The organism is Dolichospermum sp. LEGE 00246, assembly GCF_015207865.1.
GTDB classification, from domain to species: Bacteria; Cyanobacteriota; Cyanobacteriia; order Cyanobacteriales; family Nostocaceae; genus Dolichospermum; species Dolichospermum heterosporum.
On sequence record NZ_JADEWA010000768.1, the window covers coordinates 1 to 1,082 of the forward strand.

Sequence of the window (1,082 nt, forward strand, 5' to 3'; positions counted from 1 at the left end):
TTATTTGACTGTTACTGTGGTGTACTAACAATTAGGTATAAATAAACTAATTTCACACCATCTTAACAACTAATTTATTTACCCTTCATATTTTATCCTTCTTTAATCCTCCGATTCAAGTATGCCTGGGGATTGATGTTAATATGTTAATATTCATTTACCGGAATTGGGAAAAAAATTCAAACGGGAAAGGTTTACATTTTTTCCGAGAATTATTAGTTAATTTCCGCCAAAATTAGGGAATAAATAAAATTAGTTTTGGAAAAGCTGTGTTTACAGGATTAATTCAAGGTTTGGGAACGATAAAACCCGTAATGGGAGATCTGTGGCAGATTAGTTATCTGAATCACTCAAAGATGATCATTCAGGACTTAGCCTATGGTGATAGTGTAGCGGTAGATGGCGTATGTCTAACAGTTGAAGAAATCTTAAAAGATGGGTTTATTGCCACCGCTTCGCCGGAAACCCTCCGCCGCACTACATTGGGTAAAGAAGAAACTCAACAAAGATCCGTCAACTTAGAACCGTCCCTGCGGGTAGGTGGTAAAGTTGGGGGTCATTTCGTCATGGGTCATGTAGATGGAATTGGTCAGTTAATCACATCTGAACAAACAGCTAGTTCTTGGGAAATGACCTTTATTGCCCCAGAAGCGATCGCTCGTTATATAGTTCCTAAAGGTAGCATTGCTATCAATGGTATCAGCCTCACCATCGCTGCATACAAATCAGAATCATCTCAATTTACAGTCGCCGTCATTCCCCTGACCTACAGCGAAACCAATCTCAGTCATTTAGTAGCAGGGAGTTGGGTAAATTTAGAAGGAGACATCCTGGGTAAATACGTAGAAAAATTCCTAACTCCCGGAAATAATCACCATCAACAAGAGGAAATTACAACCGCATTCCTAGCAGAAAACGGATATTTGTAGAAGTCAGGAAGTAGGGGCGCAGGGCCTGCGCCCATTCACGAGTATGGCTAACGCCACCCTGCGCTATCAGAAGAATGAAGAATGAAGAATGAAGAATGAAGAATGAAGAATGAAGAATGAGATTTCTCCCCTACTCCCCCCACTCCCCTACTC

At 40.6% G+C, this 1,082-nt stretch carries 1 protein-coding gene; it reads left to right on the plus strand.

Translation table 11 applies throughout. The annotated features are described in order from the left end of the window. Nucleotides 1–269 precede the first annotated feature (269 nt). Nucleotides 270–929: a riboflavin synthase gene (locus IQ228_RS26235; RefSeq protein WP_193965036.1), complete on the plus strand. Its 660-nt coding sequence runs from the start codon at nt 270–272 to the stop codon at nt 927–929. Nucleotides 930–1,082 lie beyond the last annotated feature (153 nt).